Below are 15078 nucleotides of genomic sequence, written 5' to 3'. Positions count from 1 at the left end.
CCATCAAAGTGACCGACAGCGGCGTCGAGGTCATCTCCGAGGGGCACTGGAAACTGTTCAACCCGGCGTCGTGAACGTCAACGACCCGTGATCTCCATCACGACTGCGCGAGAGTGTCCAGATAAAGCAGGAACAGCCGGTCCCTGCGGTGAGCGGCACCGACGTCGGATGCGCGTAGGCATAGCCAGCTCGTGTCGTACCCGATCGCGGCCAGATCGGCGTGGACGACGTCGAGTCCTCGCCGCAGGAGGGCAGCGACGTTCTCCACGAAGAGCAGCCGCGGTCGAAGGACGCGAACGGCTGCGGCGACGTGGTTCCAGACGCTGGAGTGCTCGCCGGTGATACCGACGCGTTTTCCGGCGTTGCTGATGTCCTGGCAGGGAAATCCTGCGGTGACGATGTCGACGGGCGCGACCTGCGTCCAGTCGACGGTGCGGATGTCGCCGAGGTTGTCGACGTCGGGCCAGTGGTGGGCGAGGACGGTGGCGGCGTGCCGGTCAGTCTCGGCGTACCAGGCGAGCTGGCCGCCGAGCACCAGTTCGACGGCCATGTCGAGCCCGCCGTAGCCGGTGCAGACCGATCCGATCCGGGGGGCGGTGGTGTGGGCAATGCTCACGCCACCTCCCCGCGCCCGGCGTCCGCTGTCGCCGGCTCGTCGTGGGGGCAGGTCCACGGCCCACAGCCCGGCGCATCCCCTGGTCGGGGGCGTGGGCGCAGCTGCACCTCGTCGAGCGGCACCCGCTGGCGGTGCAGGAAGAACTGCCCGCGCAGCGGGTGCCCGTCGGCGTTGGCCCGCGCGGAGCCGTTGCGGATGGCGCGGTCGAAGGCGACCGCGTCGGCCCACTCCTGCGGGCTGTGCTCGCGCATGGCGAGCCAGAAGCCGTCGTCGTGGAACGGGCAGCCCACGCACGACGACTTCGGGGTGTCGGCGAGACCGTGCTCGGCCAGGAAGCGCAGGCAGTCGGTGCGCCGCCAGCCCAGGTCGAGCAGCGGGTGCACGTTGCGCATGTAGGCGACGTCGGAGTCACGGGCCCGGCCGATCTCATCGAGGCTGATCCCGATCGCGACCTCCACCCAAACCCCGGCCGGCACTCGCGTCGGGTGCGGGTAGCCCAGCCGGCGCCGCACCTCCGCCTTGATCGGTTTGATCTTGTACTCGCCGGTGCACTGCCGGCGGGCCATGCCCCGCTCACCGTTGGGTCCCAGGGTGAACAGGGGCATGGAGGCGAACCTGTGGCCTGGGTCGAGCGCGTCAGCCCGGATGTCACCGGTGCTGACGCGCACGACCTCGATGCTGGCCTGCCGCGCGATGCCGGTCAGGCGGTCCAGATGCCGGTAGACTGCTGCCGACTCCCAGCCGGTGTCGGCGAAGATCGCCGCGTCGAACCCGGGGATCGCGCCGTGGGCGGCGAGCAGCAGGAGCGTGGAGCTCTGCACGCCGGCGCCCAGGGACAGGTAGCGGTGGGTGGGTGCGCTCACACGACCACCTCGGTTCCGTCCTGCGGCGGCGCCTGCTTGGCGAAGATCAGGACGTCCTCGTGCGCGATGAGGTGCATCGGCACCCCGGACGAGCGGGCCTTGCGGACCTGCTGGAGCTGGAAGAACGACGGGCGGGCGACGAGCTGCCCGTCACGGACCGCGGCTAGCAGGGCGACGCACCGCTCGATCGGCACGAGCCCGGCGCGCAGCCCGGCGGCGATGACGGCGCTGGGCAGGTCGACCAGCTCGCCGCGCTTGCGCCACGGCCTGGCGGTGACCACGACGACGCCGCCGGGTCGCAGCAGGGCGGCGCAGCCGGCCAGGATCTGGGCGAAGCCGTCGGCGAGGCCGGTCAGGTCGCGGTAGGCGAGGTTGCCCCGGTCCTCGCCGTCGTTGTACCGGTCGTCGTACTTGACGACCCCGTGCTCGCCGGGGCGGACGAGGCCGTGGACGGTCGGCCCATACGGCGGCGAGGTGACCACGAGCGCCACCTGCCCGGTGAGAGCTTTCGGAACGAGGGACATCAGCCGGGTCGCGTCGCCGCGGATGACCGATGCGCGTCCGCTGGCGCCCTGGTCGTGGGCGTGGCGGATGTTGGCGTCGGCGATGTTCGACCATTGCGGCTCGTACTCGATGCCGAAGGCGTCGCGTCCGGCGTGGACGGCCTCGACCAGGGTGGTGCCGATGCCGCACATCGGGTCTAGGACCAGGTCGCCGGGCTGGGTGTAGGCGGCGATGGCGTGGGCGGCGATGGCGGGCAGCATCCGGGCGGGATGCTTGACCGATTCCGGCACGTAGCGTCCGCGTCGCTGGACGGGGCCGGTCGACTGGGCGGTGGCCCAGACGGACAGACCCTCGGGGTCGGCGCGGTGGCGGCCGTCGTACCCGCGGTGGCGGCCTTCGTAGTCGCGGTGCCGGCCCGGGTAGTCCTCGCTGGCCGCGGGGCTGCGGGTGTCCGGCTCGTTCGGGTCGGATGGTCCGGTGGTGGTGTGCTCAGGCACGGCGCTCACCGCCGTCGCGGCGCCGCCGCGACTCGGCTGCGGGAGCCGGGTGTGGGGTGAAGACCATCAGGTCGGCGTGCACCCGCAGGTGGGCGACCGACCACTGCTCGGGGTCGGCGTGAGCCAGGGTGAGCAGTTCCTCGTCGGCGACGTGGTAGACGAACTGGTCGCCCTCGGTGTCGGCCTCCACGGCGACGATGTGCTGCAGGTAGCCCAGTCCGGCCCGGGAGGCGGCGGCCACGAGCGGCCCGAAGTCCTCCGGCGTGGGCTGCGTGCCGGCGGGCACGCCGACGACGAGGACGAGGCAGCCGCCGGGGCGCAGTAGCCGCGCGCCTGCGGCCAGCAGCCAGGCGAGGCGGACCCGGGCGGTCGTGTCGGCCTCGTGCAGCGGCCAGGTGGCGACCACCAGGCTGGGGGCCGCGTCCAGCGGACCGTCGTCGGGCGGCCGGACGACCGCGGCGTCGGCGCCGGGCAGGTCGGGGTCGGTGAGGTCGTCGCCGAACCAGTCGACCAGCTCGGGCGGCTCCTGCGCGTCGCCGCCATCCGGCTCGCCGGGCGCGGTGAGTGGGCCGGTCTCGGTCGTGGCCGCCGGCAGGCCGGTGGTGGCGGGTCCGATGACCAGGGTGGAGCTGTCGGTGAACCAGGCGCGGTGGTGCTGGCGCCCGCCTCGGGCGCAGACCGGGGACAGGGCGTGATCGGTGGTGAAGTCGACGACCGCCTCCCCCGGCCGGCTGTACGCGGCGACGAGGCGGTAGGCCAGACGGGTGGGTAGGCTGGTGTGGGTTTCGGCGTCGGTACGGGCCGTGCGCCAGACCGTGATCGGCACCGGCGGATCGCCGGCGACCAGGTCGATCAGTGTGGAGTCGGCCGGCTCGGTGTGGCCGGCCGGGTGGTGCGGGTGCGGCGTGTGCTCGCTCATGTGCTGTCGGCTCCGCGCCGCGCCGTGAAGCGCTGACACCCCCAAACCGGGTTTTGTGAGCCCCTGCGAACACTTGCCGAACCCACAAGCACTCACAACGCTCGACCCGCCATCAGCTTGTGCTGATTTCCGTCACGTTGTCGGTCGCTCGCGACGTGACGAGCCGTCGGCAGCCGCCCTACCGCGACGGGGCCCGGCTTCACGCCGGCCACCTTCTGTCAGTGACGCTGTGTCACTGACAGAAGTGATGACGGGTGCGGACGCCGGTGCGGAGAACGCTTCGGACGTCGACGTGGACAAGCGCTGTGACCAGCACTGTGAGACGCGTCGGGCGCCGCGTGCCGGCGGCGATGTCATCGACGCGGCATCGCCTGTCACAGGGTGCGGGATGTCTAGCGGTGACAGCGCGCCTGCGACTGTCACGGGCACTGCCGAGCCCGCGCGGGTCGTCGGCGGCAGGGTCGTGACAGTGGCGCTGTGAGGCGACCGGATTGTCACAAGTGAAGTGACCCCCTGAGACCGGACATCTCCTGACTTGGCATCCTGCCGAGGAGGAGGAAAACGCTGTGGCTCGACAGAGCAAGTACCCCGAGGAGTTTCGCCGCCAGGCCGCGGCGTTGGTGCTCGACTCTGGTCGCACGATCCGCGACGTGGGCCGGGAGTTGGGTGTGAACCACGAGACGCTGCGCAACTGGGTCGACCGGATGCGGCAGGAGCGCGACGGTGGCCGACCCAGCGACCTGGCCGCTGACGAGCGGGCCGAGCTGGTGCGGTTGCGGCGGCAGGTCGCGCAGTTGGAGCTGGAGAAGGAGATCTTGAAAAAAGCCGCGGTCTTCTTCGCACGCGAGACGGAGCGGTGAACCGGACCGACGTGTACCGGTTCATCGACGCGGAGAAGACCACCTACCCGGTCCGTCTGCTCTGCCGGCTCCTCGGCGTCGGCCACAGCGCCTTCTACCAGTGGCTCCGCGCCGGTCGACAACGTGCCGCCGACCGGCAACGCCACGACGAACAGCGCGTCGAGGTCACCCGGCAGGCGTGGTCGGAACACCGAGGCGTCTACGGCGCCCGCCGGCTCACCGCTGAGCTGCACGAGCGCGGTCACCGCTGGAACCGTAAGGCGGTAGCGAGACTGATGCGGCTGGCGGGGATCGAGGGCGCTCACCGGCGGCGGCGCGGCAAGCCCCGCCGCAAGGCCGCGTCCACGGCGACCGCACCGGACCTGGTCCAGCGGCAGTTCCACGCCACCGCCCCGAACCGGCTCTGGGTTGCCGACATCTCCTACCTACGCACCTGGGAAGGCTTCCTCTACCTCGCAGTCGTGGTCGACGCCTACTCCCGCCGCGTCGTCGGATGGGCGATGGCCGATCACCTGCGCACCGAACTCATCCTCGACGCGGTCGGCATGGCCATCCAGCACCGCCGACCGGCCCGTGACCAGCTCATCCATCACTCGGATCGGGGGACGCAGTACACGTCGTTCGAGTTCGGCCGGACCCTGCGTTCCTGCGGCGTCCTGGCCTCGATGGGCTCGGTCGCCGACTGCTACGACAACGCCATGGCCGAGACGTTCTTCGCCACCCTGAAGACCGAACTGGTCTACACCCGGGCCTGGCCGTCACGGCACGAGTTGGAGATGGAGGTCTTCTCCTACATCGAAGGCTTCTACAACCCTCGGCGTCGGCACAGCCGTCTGGGTAACGTCAGCCCCGACACCTACGAGAAGATCCACCAAGAGTCCCTGACACACATCGAGGTGTCCGGCCGATAGGGGTCACTTCACAAGGGACCTTGCGCGTTGCCGGTGAGGTCGTGGACGCCGTGTCACGCGGTCGCGGCGCGCGGCTGTGCCACCGCCTGCGAACCGCGCGGTAACAGGCTCTGTCAGGGGTGTCACAGGGCAGGTCAACCGGCCTTTGTCAGACTCCCGGCCAACGATCAGCGGCGATGGAACGTCGTGCGTAGGGGCCACTGACAGCAGGCCGGGACGACGGCGGTGATCGGCGCTCTGAACAGCTCTGTCAGTTCCTTGTGAGCCGTCTGTGGCGCAATCGAAGCCGCCGGTCGCCGTGACATCGCCGGCGACGGCATCCCATCCCTTCGGTGTCACAGGAGTGTTGACATGAGCGTGTCCGACGCTACGAACTGGCCGACTTCCGCCCTCGACGCGGCGGAGACCGCCTTCGCCGCGCTGACCTGCGAGCCCGCGCCGCTGGTCCTTGACTGCACGGCGTTCTTCTTCGACACGAAGCTCCCGCAGCCGGTGATGGCGCTGCCGGCGCTGCGGGACTGGCTGCTGCGCCACCCCCGCGCCTACACGGCGCGTGACGAGGTGTGGCGGGAGCTGATCCGCCGCGCGCGGCTCGACGGGCCGCACTGGGTCGTCGCCGCGGTCGGCATGGCGATGCCGGCGCTGCAGCAGTACGCGGGCCAGCTGTGCGAGGGCTACGACGGCGACCCGGCGGATATCGACGCCGAGATCCTGACCGGGTTCCTGGCCGCGATACGCGACCGGGCGGACCTGACCAAACCCGCGCCGTACGCGAGCCTGTGCAAGGCGGCGTGGCGAGCCGGGCGGGACCTGCGGCTGCAGCAGCAGGAGTACATGCCGGTGGAGGACATCGAGCACATCGCCCCCGGCCCGCGCACCCCCCGGGTGCCGTACGGGCATCCGGACCTGCTGGTCCGCCGCGCGGTGACTCTCGGGGTCCTTGACCCCGAGGACGAGCAGGCCTACATCGACGTGCGGCTCGGGCGCCGGGCGATCGAGCCCATCGCCGCGAGCAACGGCCTCAGCGTCGACGCCCTGCGCATGCGGCTGTCGCGCATCGACAGCCGCCTCGCCGAGGCCCTCGCCGACGGGCTGCTGACCGGGGTCGCGTCGCCGGAAACCACGGCGCGGCTGCGGCAGCGGGCGGAGCAGCGCAGTCGGCGCCGAGCCGGTCGTGCCGCCGCTGCCCGCCGCGAAGCCGCCCGGCAGCACGCCGCAGCAGCCGCCTGACCCCGCTGGCCGAGAACGGCCGTGGCCCGACGTGCAACGTCGCGCCACGGCCGTTCTCGTGTGCCCGGTGCCGCTCGCGGCGCAGCTGCTCCACAGGCAGCGCCTGCGCTGGAGCAGATTGACGGGGGAAGGGATGGTGCCTATTTCTCAGTCACCTGCCCCGCAGTCACGGGTCGCGTCCTGCAGGCCGCCGCTCGGCCCGTCCGCTTCCGCGGTGAGGACCTGTCCGCCGTTGTCCGGAGCACTCGGCTCAGGGTGGACCGAGGCGGCCCTGTCAAGAGCTGTGAGCGTCGGCGGCGCTCACACCGCTCCCAGGCATCCGATTCCGATCCGGCTGTGAGTCCTCGCCCTCCGCCCACCTTGTCGCCGGTGAAACAAGCCTTGACCTGCGATGTGAGTCCGCACCAGAGCGGTGTGGGCGCGGGAAGTGTTCGCCAGGGCTCACAAATCCCGGTTTGGGGGTGCGGGACTTTTCGCGAGCCGTACCGCTCGCCGGTCCCGCCCGCCGCCGGGCGATGCGAGGAGCCGCGATCCACGCGCCTCGGGTGCCGCGCCACGTTGATGCGCTGACACCACATTGATGACCGCAACCCACCCATGAGGGAGGACGAGCTCCTCCCGGGGCTCACGCGGTTCGCGCGCTTCTCGCCTGCGCCCGGCGGCGGTCCCATCGGACCGCTTCGAGCAATCGCCGCCCCCGGTCACGCCTGTTCGTGGCCGGGGCGCGGCGGGAGGTGAACCGCAATGTCCCGCACTCCACACCGCACTCTCCGAATCCCGCGAGCCGTTCGTCTCGCACTGCGTGTGGCCGTACCGCTGGCCGGCGCTGGCCTGTCGCTCGCTGTCCCGGCCTCCGCGTACGCCGATCCGGGCGGCGCCGTCTACCTGGCGGCGAACTCGCTGCCGGTGGTGATCGCCAACCTGCAGAACTGGGTCATGGGCATCCTGGCCGCCATCGCCACCCTCTTCCTCGTCCTGGCCGGCGTGTACTGGGCCACCGCCGGTGGTGACCCGTCGCAGGTCGAGAAAGCCAAACTCGCCCTGCGCAACGCGCTGATCGGCTACGGCCTGGCCGTCCTCGCGCCGATCCTGCTGCAGGTCATCCAGGGCATCGTCGGGGGCTGACCGTCATGGGATGGGTCCTCGACCAGGCTCTTGACTGGCTCACCACGGCGATCCTGGCCTGCCTCAACGCGATCTTCGACCTCATCACCGGCATTCTGCTCACCACACCGAAGGTCACCGGGCTGCCGCAGGTGCAGGCGCTCACCGGCCGGTCGGTATGGATCGTGGACACCGTCTTCGTGTTGGCGTTCGTCGCCGCCGGCGTGCTCGTCATGGTCGCCGGCGGCGGCGAACAGTCCCGCTACACGGTCAAGGACCTCCTGCCGAGGCTGGTCGTCGGGTTCACCGCCGCGCACTTCTCCCAGTTGGCCTGCGACCAGCTCATCGATCTCGCCAACGCCCTGACCGCGGCGATCAGCGAGGGCGGCTACGACGGCGACGGCGCGTTCACCGCGATCCGCAGCCACCTCGCGGCGGCGCAGGAGCGCACCGTCCCGCTGCTGTTCCTGGTCCTGATCCTCATCATCACCGTCCTGGTCGTGACGGCCGCGTTCCAGCTGATCGGCCGGTTCGTGGCGCTGCTGGTGATGACGAGCATCGCGCCGCTGGCGCTGGCCTGCCACGCGCTGCCGCAGACCGACGGCCTCGCCCGGCTGTGGTGGCGCTCCTACGGCGGATGCCTGGCGATCCCCGTGGCGCAGGCGTTCTTCCTCACCGCGGGGCAGCAGACACTGCTCGACCCGGCGACCATGCTGCCGGTGTTCGGCCTGCCCGTCGACCCGGGCGGCACGCTGAACCTCCTGGTCGTGGTGGTGCTGCTCTGGACCACCGTCAAGATCCCCGGGCTGATGGCCCGCTGGGCGGGCCAGACCGGACGCGGCACGAGCACCATGCTCGGCGCGGTCGTCCGCGTCGTCGTGGTGCAGCAGATCGCCCGCACCATCCCGGGCCTGAACACCCTCCGGAGGACCATCAGATGACCCGACCCGAATCCGAAGCGCCGATGAGGGCACGCATGTCCGCCGACGTCGACGCCCCCGACAAGGTCGCCTACGGCCTGACGTTCCACCAGCTGGCGATCGTCGCCGCCGGCGCGCTCTGCTTCTACGCCGCGTGGCGCGCCCTGCACGACGTCGTGCCGGCGCCGGTCCTCATCGGTGCCGGTGTGGTGCTCGGCGGGCTGGTCACCGGCCTGGCTCTCGGCCGCCGCGACGGCCTGTCCATGGATGTGTGGCTGCTGCACGCCATCGGCCACACCCGCACCCCCCGATCGCTGTCCACCGCCACCTCCACCGACGGCGCACCGCCGGACTGGATCGAGACCCCCAAGAGCGGCCGCGTGCCGCTGCCGGCGCCGCTGCGGCTACCCGCCGACGCCATCGACGACGACGGCGAGGTCAGCCTCGGTAGCGCCCGGGCGGCGATCGTCGGCACCACCACCGTGAACCTCGCGCTGCGCACCCCCGTCGAGCAGACGGCGCTGATCGACAGCTGGGGTCGGTGGCTCAACAGCCTGTCGACCCCGACGCAGATCGTCGTGTCCGCGCAACCGGTCGACCTGGCCTCCCACAGCCGGGCCCTCGCCGCCGCCGCGCACGCCCAGCCGCACCCGCAACTGCGAGCGGCGTGCGCCGACCACGCCGAGTTCCTCGGCGACCTCGCCGCCCGCCGCGACCCGCTGCGCCGGCAGATCCTCATCGTCGCGCGCACCGCCGCAGGCGAGCACGGCCACCACGCCGCGCGGCGCCGCGCCGACGACACCGTCCGCGCCCTGTCCGGCCTCGGAGTGACCCCACGGGTGCTGGACGGCCCGGCGGTCACCGCCGCCCTGGCCTCCGCAGCCGACCCGTACCGGCCGCCGCGTCCCGGCGGCCTGGCCGCACCCGACGCCGTCATCACCGCCGCCGCACCCACCCGCACCCGCACCAGGAGGAAGAGCTCATGATCAGGAAGAGACGGTCCGGCGACGACGGCGCACCGCGGCCGGGCTCGCTGGCGTCGGCGGTCGCGCCAGCCACCGTCGAGGTCACGCCCCGGTGGCTGCGCGTGGGCGACGGCTACGCCGCCACCCTGGTGGTGACCGGCTACCCGGCCGAGGTGGGACCTGCGTGGCTGGAGCCGCTGCTGTCCTGGCCGGGCCGCCTCGACCTCGCGGTGCACATCGAGCCGCTGCCGGCGCCGATCGCCGCGTCCCGGCTGCGCAAGCAGCGCGCACGGCTGGAGTCGTCGCGGCGGGCCGACTCCGAACGCGGCAAGCTGGCCGACCCCTACGTCGACGCAGCAGCGCACGACGCCGGTGACCTGGCCGAGCGGCTGGCTCGAGGCGCGGCGAAGCTGTTCCGCGTCGGCCTGTACCTGACCGTGCACGCCCGCACCGAAGACGAACTGATGCAGGCGTGCGCGCAGGTCCGGGCCGCCGCCGCGTCGACCCTGTTGGAGGTGCAGCCCGCGACCTGGCGGCAGCTTCCCGGCTGGACCACCACCCTGCCCCTGGCGACGGACGGGCTGCGGATGCTGCGCACCATGGACACCCAGGCCCTCGCCGCCGCGTTCCCGTTGTCGAGCCCGGACCTGCCCGCGCCGCTGCCCGGCGACCCGCCGGCCACCGGCGGTGTCCTCTACGGCGTCAACCCCGCCAGCTCGGGAATCGTGTGGTGGGATCGCTGGGCGCAGGAGAACCACAACTCGGTCGTCCTCGCGAGGTCCGGGGCCGGGAAGTCGTACTTCGTGAAGCTGGAGGTCCTGCGCAACCTCTACCAGGGTGTGCAGGTCGCGGTGGTGGACCCCGAGGACGAGTACCTGCGCCTGGCCGACGCGGTCGGCGGCAGCATCGTCCGGTTGGGTCTGCCCGGCGTGAAGATCAACCCCCTGGACCTGCCGGCCGGCGACCGGCGTCCCGACACGCTGACCCGCCGCGGGCTGTTCCTGCACACGCTCATCAGCGTGCTGCTCGGCCACCAGCCGCCACCGGCGGAACGCGCCGCGCTGGACCGGGCGATCCTCGCCACTTATCGGGCCGCCGGCATCACCGCGGACCCGGCCACCCACCACCGGCCCGCGCCGCTGCTGCGCGACCTGGCCGAAACACTGCGCGCCGACGACGACCCGGCCGCCGCGACGCTGGCCGCCCGGCTCGCGCCGTGGGTGCAGGGCAGCTTCGCCGACCTGTTCGACGCACCGACCACCCAGGCCCCGGTCGGACACCTGGTCGTGTGGTCGCTGCGGCACCTGCCCGATGAACTGCGCACCGTCGGCACCCTGCTCGCCCTCGACGCGATCTGGCGCACGGTCGACGCCCCGCACCGCCCGTCACGGCGGAGGCTCGTGGTGGTCGACGAGGCGTGGCTGCTGATGCGCGACGGCGAGGGCGCCCGCTTCCTGTTCCGCATGTCGAAGGCGGCACGCAAGCGCAACGCCGGGCTGACCGTCATCACCCAGGACGCCGCCGACGTGCTGGGCACCGACCTCGGCCAGGCCGTGGTGTCCAACGCCGCCACGCAGGTGCTGCTGCGGCAGGCGCCGCAGGCCATCGACGCCGTCGGCGAGGCGTTCGGGCTCACCGACGGCGAGCGGCGGCTGCTGCTGGCGGCCCGCCGCGGCCACGGCTTGTTGATCTCCGGGGTGAGCAGGACCAGCTTCGAGTCGATCTCCTCCGATGCCGAGCACGCCCTGTGCACCACCGACCCGGCCGAGCTGGACGACCTCGACGAGGAGGAGGACGACCTGTGACACCACCGACCGAAGCCTTCAGAGCAGTGCTCCTGTCACCGGCGCCCGGCCCCACCATCGGCCCGGGCGCCGATCCTATCCCGCCCCCCACCGGACCCGCGTCGGCGCTGGTCGACGCCGCCGTGTGGGCCACACAGCGGCCGTGGCTGGCGGCTGTCGCCGCCGCTCTGCTGATCGCGTGGATCGCGGCCCGCAACCTGGTCGAGATGTGGCGGCACCGCCACCACGCCCGCGGCGCGCGGCTGGTGACGATCGCGCCGCCGCCGGAGGTCGATCCGCACAGCGCGCCAGCGTTGTGGGCGAACCTGGCCGGCGTGCTGACCCCGTCGCGGCGGCGGCGCCTGCTCCACGGCGCCCCGCACGTCGTGTGGCAGTACACGTGGACCGGCCGGCAACTGCTCATCTCGATCTGGGTGCCCGGCAGCGTTCCGCCCGGTGCGGTCGAGGCCGCGGTGCGGGCGGCGTGGCCCGGCGCGGCCACCACCACCGACGACAGCCCGCCACCGCCCATTCCCCTGGACGCGCGTCCCGCGGCGGGTGGGCACCTGCTGCCCGTGTACGCGGAGTGGCTGCCGCTGGCCACCGACCACGACACCGACCCGCTGCGCCCGCTGATGGCGGCCGGCGCGCAGCTCACACCCGGCGAGCACGCGTGCGTGCAGATCCTCGCCCGCCCGGCCACCCCCCGGCGGGCGGCGCGGGCCCGCCGCGCGGCCGGGCGGCTGCGGGCCGGCAAGAGCGCCGTGCCGGCGATCAACCCGGCTGCGCCGGTGCTGTGGCTGCTGGAGGCGTTCCTGGCCGGCAGCGGCGGCACCGGCCGCACCGCGGCGCCCGCCGCCCGTCGGGATCCCACCGTCGACCGCGACGTCCGGGCGATCCTGGATAAGACAGCGCACCCGCTGTGGCAGACCGGCATCCGGTACGCGGTCGCCAGCACCAGCCGGCGGCCCGGCGCCGACCCGCGGGGCCGGCTGCGGGGCATCGCGGACACGATCGCCTCGGCGTTCGCCATCCACACCGGCCGCAACCGGCTCACCCACCGCGCCCGCATGCCCGCCGCGGTGGCTGTGCTGGCCGCCCGCCGGCTCGGCCCCGGATTCCTGACCTCCGCCCCGGAACTCGCCGCGCTGGCCGCCCTGCCACAAGATCTCGCCGTGCCCGGCCTCGACCGCGCGCGGGCCGCGTCGATGCCGGCGCCGGTCGCCGTCCCCGGCGGCGGGCGTGGGGTGAAGATGCTCGGCGACGCCGAAATCGGCGGCCACAGCGTGGGGCTGTCGGTGCCGGACGCGAGGTATCACATGCATGTGATCGGCTCCACGGGCTCCGGCAAGACCACCCTGCTGGTCAACATGGCCCTCGACGACATCAAGGCCGGCCGCGGCACCGTCGTCATCGACCCGCACGGCGACCTCGTCCTGGACATCCTCGACCGGCTCCCCGCCACCGTCGCCGACCGCGTCGTGCTGTTCGACCCCGACCAGGACAACCCGCCGACGCTGAACCCCCTCGAAGGCGACGACCCCGACCTGGTGGTCGACAACCTGGTGTCGATCTTCGGGAACATCTTCGCCAAGGCGTGGGGACCGCGGATGGACGACGTCATGCGGGTGGCCTGTCTGACCCTGCTACGCCACAACAACGTCACCCTGCAACACATCCCTCCGCTACTCAACAGCCCCCAGTTCCGCTCCGCGATGACCGTGGACCTCGACGACCCGGCCGGGCTCAGCGGCTTCTGGCAGTGGTACGACAGCCTCAACGACAGCCTCCGCTCTCAGGTCATCGGACCGGTCCTCGCCCGGCTGCGAGCGTTCCTGCTGCGCGACTTCGTCAAACGCACCATGCGCTACCCCCGCTCGAGCTTCGACATGGGCCGCGTGCTCGACGGCGGGGTGCTGCTCGTCCGCATCCCCAAGGGCGTGCTCGGCGAGGACACCAGCCGGCTGCTTGGCTCCCTCGTCCTTGCGCAGGTGTGGCAGGCCGCCACCGCCCGCGCCGGCGTCGCTCCCGACCGGCGCCGCGACGCCAGCCTCATCATCGACGAGGCCCAGAACTTCCTGACCTTGGCCAACAGCCTGGACACGATGCTCGCCGAGGCCCGCAAGTACCGGCTGTCGCTCGTGCTCGCCCACCAGGACCTGGCCCAGTTTCCCCGCGACCTCCTGGCAGCGGCGTCGGCCAACGCCCGCAACAAGGTGTACTTCACCGTGGCGCCGGAGGACGCCAGGCAGCTCGCCCGGCACACCCTGCCGGAACTGGGCGAGCACGACCTGGCCCACCTCGACGCGTACACCGCCGCCGCGCGCCTCGTGGTCAACGGACGGCAGACGCCCGCGTTCACCATGAAGACCCGGCCTCCGAGGCCGGTAGTCGGCGAGGCGACCGCCATCCGCCAGGCCGCCGCCGCGGCGGTACCGAGCCAGGACACCAGCGCCGTCGACGACCTCGTCGAACGGCTCAGCCGCAAGCCCGACGACAAGCGGCGCTCCCGTCCGAAGGGCGACCGCAGCTGAGGAGTCTGTCAGGCGGTGGCGTCGCCCGGGTCGCGCACCGGCTCGCCAGCGGGATCGTCACCGGTGACCGTCGGACATCCGCAGCACAGTGTTGACCTGGGCTGTCAGTGCCGCACACGCCCCTGACAGGCCCTCCGCACCGACCTCCCCCTGCCCAGACACCCCTCCCGATCGGGAGGGGAGCCCCATCCTGCCTAGGAGCAAACGTCGTGTACTCCCGTGTTCCTCCTGCCTCCAGCAGCCCGGATCCGCTCGCGGTGTTCGGTCGCATCGTCCCCCGCGACCACGCCCTCCTCGGGCTGCTCGCCGAGCACTACCTGCTGTCCACCGACCAGATCACCAACGCCTTCTTCGACACCCGGCGCACCGCCCAACGGCGGCTGACGATCCTGCACCGCCTCGACGTGCTGCACCGCTTCGGCCGCAGCGGCGCCCACGGCCGGTACGGATCACTGCTCTACACCCTCGGACCCGTCGGACTGCAACTGCACCCGACGACCTACCACGACCCGAACGGGCTCGGCGGCAAGGCGCCCCGCAGCTCCCTGGAGCGGGCCAAGCGGATCGCCGCCAGCGGCCAGGTCAACCACCTGCTCGGCGTCAACCAGTTCTTCACCGACCTCATCGCCACCGCCCGCCACACGCCCGACGCCCTACTGTCGCGCTGGTGGTCCGAGCAGCACGCCACCACCGTCTACGCCCAGGCCGGCATCCGCCCCGACGGGCACGGCGTGTGGACCGTCGGCGGCACCTCGACCGGCTTCTTCCTCGAGCACGACAACGACACCGAGAACCTCGCCCGGGTCGTGGCCAAGCTGCGCGGATACGAACGCCTCACCACCTTCGGCCCCCGCTACCCCGTGCTGTTCTGGGTCCCCAGCCACCGCCGCGAGGCCAGCCTGCTCGGGGTGCTCGCAGGGCTGCGCACCGCCAGCCCGATCGCGACCGCCGTCCACGGCCCGGACCCGGCGGGTCGGGTCTGGACCCTCGTCTCAGACCCCACCCACCGGCGGTACCTGCACGAGCTGCCCTGCGACCACGGACCCGACACGGTCACCAACCCGCAGCGCTTCGACGACCTGTAGGGCTCACACCGCAGGCCAGCAGACAGGCCAGCCTGGGCACCTGCGCACAGGCCGGCCACCGTCCGCGTCTGTCAGGAAACGAGACCGTCTGTGAGAGCCGGAAAGTCTCACAGCGTTCGCACCGACGACATCGCCGAGCGGGCCGGAATGCCTCACAGTGCAGGCCAGCGGCCCTTTCCGGCGATCAACTCGTCGGATCGGCCTGACAGAACAGGCCGCTACCGTTCACGGCACCAACACCACCTCATATATCTCCACCCCGGTCCGGTCCCACCTCGGAACCACC

The 15078-nt window shown here is 72.2% G+C and carries 13 protein-coding genes; 9 read left to right on the top strand and 4 right to left on the bottom strand.

Going from position 1 to position 15078, the window contains the following annotated elements:
* Positions 1-97: 97 nt before the first annotated feature.
* The 4 genes from ABD52_RS31450 to ABD52_RS31435 are packed head-to-tail and all read right to left on the bottom strand — an operon-like array spanning position 98 to position 3399.
* Complete coding sequence (locus ABD52_RS31450; protein ID WP_047894132.1) at positions 98-616, bottom strand: DNA cytosine methyltransferase; 519 nt, start codon at positions 614-616, stop codon at positions 98-100.
* Positions 613-1479, bottom strand: coding sequence for a hypothetical protein (locus ABD52_RS31445; RefSeq protein ID WP_013289212.1), 867 nt, complete (start codon positions 1477-1479; stop codon positions 613-615). Before ABD52_RS31445 ends, ABD52_RS31450 begins: the two co-directional genes overlap by 4 nt.
* On the bottom strand, positions 1476-2489 hold the full coding sequence (locus ABD52_RS31440; RefSeq protein ID WP_041799148.1) for a TRM11 family methyltransferase: 1014 nt from the start codon (positions 2487-2489) through the stop codon (positions 1476-1478). The genes ABD52_RS31445 and ABD52_RS31440 overlap by 4 nt, the downstream gene beginning before the upstream one ends.
* Positions 2473-3399, bottom strand: coding sequence for a hypothetical protein (locus ABD52_RS31435; protein WP_013289210.1), 927 nt, complete (start codon positions 3397-3399; stop codon positions 2473-2475). The genes ABD52_RS31440 and ABD52_RS31435 overlap by 17 nt, the downstream gene beginning before the upstream one ends.
* Before the next feature lie 566 nt (positions 3400-3965).
* Here ABD52_RS31435 and ABD52_RS31430 point away from each other — a divergent pair.
* The 9 genes from ABD52_RS31430 to ABD52_RS31390 all read left to right on the top strand — a co-directional run bounded on the left by ABD52_RS31430 (position 3966) and on the right by ABD52_RS31390 (position 14792).
* Positions 3966-4259 carry a transposase gene (locus tag ABD52_RS31430; RefSeq protein WP_013289120.1) on the top strand — a complete coding sequence of 98 codons (294 nt, stop codon included), beginning with the start codon at positions 3966-3968 and terminating at the stop codon, positions 4257-4259.
* Positions 4256-5170, top strand: coding sequence for an IS3 family transposase (locus ABD52_RS31425; protein WP_013289121.1), 915 nt, complete (start codon positions 4256-4258; stop codon positions 5168-5170). Before ABD52_RS31430 ends, ABD52_RS31425 begins: the two co-directional genes overlap by 4 nt.
* 351 nt (positions 5171-5521) lie before the next feature.
* Positions 5522-6400: a hypothetical protein gene (locus ABD52_RS31420; RefSeq protein WP_013289207.1), complete on the top strand. Its 879-nt coding sequence runs from the start codon at positions 5522-5524 to the stop codon at positions 6398-6400.
* A gap of 744 nt (positions 6401-7144) precedes the next feature.
* Positions 7145-7525 (top strand): pilin, encoded by a 381-nt coding sequence (locus ABD52_RS31415; protein WP_013289206.1) that lies wholly within the window; start codon positions 7145-7147, stop codon positions 7523-7525.
* A 5-nt stretch (positions 7526-7530) separates the two neighbouring features.
* Positions 7531-8445 (top strand): conjugal transfer protein TrbL family protein, encoded by a 915-nt coding sequence (locus tag ABD52_RS31410; RefSeq protein ID WP_013289205.1) that lies wholly within the window; start codon positions 7531-7533, stop codon positions 8443-8445.
* A gap of 35 nt (positions 8446-8480) precedes the next feature.
* Entirely contained in the window at positions 8481-9410 is a 930-nt protein-coding gene (locus ABD52_RS31405) for a PrgI family protein (protein WP_082171425.1), read from the top strand.
* The gene (locus tag ABD52_RS31400) at positions 9407-11194 is read left to right on the top strand and encodes a VirB4 family type IV secretion system protein (RefSeq protein WP_013289203.1); all 1788 of its coding nucleotides are present in this window, start codon (positions 9407-9409) and stop codon (positions 11192-11194) included. Before ABD52_RS31405 ends, ABD52_RS31400 begins: the two co-directional genes overlap by 4 nt.
* A 107-nt stretch (positions 11195-11301) precedes the next feature.
* The gene (locus ABD52_RS31395) at positions 11302-13707 is read left to right on the top strand and encodes an ATP-binding protein (RefSeq protein WP_235437613.1); all 2406 of its coding nucleotides are present in this window, start codon (positions 11302-11304) and stop codon (positions 13705-13707) included.
* 209 nt (positions 13708-13916) lie between these two features.
* Entirely contained in the window at positions 13917-14792 is an 876-nt protein-coding gene (locus tag ABD52_RS31390; protein WP_013289201.1) for a replication-relaxation family protein, read from the top strand.
* Positions 14793-15078: the final 286 nt, after the last annotated feature.

It is taken from the genome of Micromonospora sp. RV43 (assembly GCF_001029515.1).
GTDB classification, from domain to species: Bacteria; Actinomycetota; Actinomycetes; order Mycobacteriales; family Micromonosporaceae; genus Micromonospora; species Micromonospora aurantiaca.
This window is presented reverse-complemented; position numbering and strand designations above follow the sequence as displayed.